Source organism: Bradyrhizobium sp. ARR65, from assembly GCF_000472385.1.
In the GTDB taxonomy this organism is placed as follows: Bacteria; Pseudomonadota; Alphaproteobacteria; order Rhizobiales; family Xanthobacteraceae; genus Bradyrhizobium.
The window spans coordinates 1-2283 of sequence record NZ_AWZU01000125.1; the positions used below are offsets into that span (position 1 = coordinate 1).

Annotated in this window: 2 protein-coding genes; both read left to right on the plus strand. The window is 64.0% G+C overall.

What is annotated here, in order from left to right; genetic code table 11:
• On the plus strand, nucleotides 1-228 hold a 228-nt coding region (locus F758_RS51495), incomplete at its 5' end, for a hypothetical protein (RefSeq protein ID WP_210200114.1).
• Between the two features lie 225 nt (nucleotides 229-453).
• Nucleotides 454-1962 (plus strand): FAD-dependent monooxygenase, encoded by a 1509-nt coding sequence (locus F758_RS0142905; protein ID WP_024513498.1) that lies wholly within the window; start codon nucleotides 454-456, stop codon nucleotides 1960-1962.
• The last annotated feature ends 321 nt before the right edge of the window (nucleotides 1963-2283 follow it).

Here is a 2283-nt window from a genome sequence, read left to right on the forward strand (position 1 = left end):
TCGTCTGTCGGCATTCTCGCGTCCACCGCAGCCCGCCTCGCGTTCGTGACGATCGCGATGCGCCCCTCTGTCATCGAGGCGGGATGCACGAACCATACGACTGATTCTGGCTTCGGAAAAACAGAAATATTTTTGCGCGGCTGGCTTGACGGATTTTCGCAAACCGCTGCTCGGCGGGCAAATCAGCTCAACGAATGCACGTGGGCAGGAAGTCCCATTACCAGATGACGCGCGCGATTCCGCTCTATTGCAGACAACCGAAAAAAGCGGACACCACTGCCCCCAAGCCTAATATGTGGCGCGCAAGGGGCTTGCTTCAAGACCCACCTCATCCCGTAGAAACGCCGACCGAAGCCACAACTTACGGGGTCACGAAATGGGTGCATTGTTGTCAACGTGCTGGTCGCGCGGCGCAGCGTTGGTCGCCGCAGCGGAAACGACCGGAGTGTGGCGATGACGAACCATGCCGTCGTCATCGTCGGAGCGGGTCCGACAGGGCTGATGCTGGCCGGCGAATTGGCTTTGGCGGGCGTCGATGTGGCCATTGTCGAGCGGCGCGCGAACCAAGACCTCGTCGGGTCGCGTGCGGGCGGTCTGCACGCGCGAACCATCGAGGTTTTCGATCAGCGCGGAATCGCTGATCGGTTTCTTGCGCAGGGGCAGGTGGCGCAGGTCGCAGGCTTCGCCTCGATCCGTTTGGACATCAGCGACTTTCCCACCCGCCACCCTTACGGGCTCGGGCTGTGGCAGAACCGCATCGAGCGCATCCTGGCGGACTGGGTCGGCGACCTCGGGGTACCAACATATCGCGGACGCGAGGTGACGGGCTTCGCGCAGGATGACACTGGCGTCGACATCGACCTGGCCGACGGCCATCGCTTGAGGGCGGAATATCTCGTCGGGTGTGACGGTGGACGCAGTCTGATCCGCAAGGCAGCCGGCATCGGCTTCCCGGGATGGGATCCGACGATCAGTTGCCTGATCGCCGAGGTCGAAATGGTCGATGAGCCGGAATTGGGCATCCGCCACGACGGCATCGGCATCCATGCCCTCGGCCGGGTGGAGTACGAGGTCCGCGACGGCGAGGTGATCTACAAGGATCAGGGGCCCATACGCGTCATGGTGACCGAACGGCGCGTCGGACATGTCGGACACACGAGCGAGCCGACTGTGCGCGAGCTCAGCGAGGCGCTTATCGCCGTGTACGGGACCGATTACGGGATCCACGATCCCACCTCTATCTCCAGGTTCACCGACATGACTCGGCAGGCCTCCGCCTACCGGGACAGACGGGTCCTGCTGGCCGGAGACGCCGCACACGTGCATTTCCCGGTGGGCGGACAGGGCCTCAACACCGGTGTGCAGGATGCGGTGAATCTGGGATGGAAGCTGGCCCAGGTGGTCAAGGGGACATCGCCGGAAAGCTTGCTGGACACCTACCATACCGAGCGCCACCCAGTCGCTGCGCGCGTCCTGCGCAACACGATGGCGCAGACCGCGCTTCTTCGCCGCGACGACCGCATCAACGCCTTGCGCGACGCCGTGTCCGAACTGTTGTCCATGGACGAGCCGCGCAAGCGGTTCGCGGCCATGATGTCTGGCCTGGACATTCACTACGACCTCGGTGCGGGACACAAGCTGCTCGGGCGCCGCATGCCCGATCTCGACCTGCTCACCGCGAACGGCCCGCTGCGGCTATTCACGCTGCTGCACGATGCCCGGCCAGTGCTGCTCAATCTCGGTGAGCCCGGCAGCCTCGACATCACGCCATGGGCGGATCGGGTGCAGCAGATCGACGCCAGATATACGGGTAGCTGGGAGCTGCCGGTCCTCGGCGAGGTCACTGCTCCCAGTGCCGTGCTGATTCGGCCCGACGGACACGTCGCTTGGGTGGGAGACCTGACCCAACAGGGGCTCGCCGACGCGCTAACCACCTGGTTCGGGCCGCCGACTGCGGCATAGCGCAGGGGCTTCCCCCTGACCACTCGCTGATCGCGAGCTGGCGCGGACGTCACTTCAGGTCAGCTTCGAGCTATGAGCAACGGTCGAGCCGATGAGGCGTCTTTCCGGCTTACGCCTCGCGGCCGACATGCCGGCGGTTCTCGCGTTGGTCAGCTAAGGGGCCAACAGCGGCCGCTCCTGCAGAGTCATATGGAGTGAAGACTCCCGCGCCCTCGTTTAAGACGGGAGATAGCGTCAAGTGGGATCGCCAAGGTGGCAGCTGACCAAGCGTTTGAGGAGTAACTAGCAAAAATCGACGGCGGTTCTTCAGCCGCCCCTCCT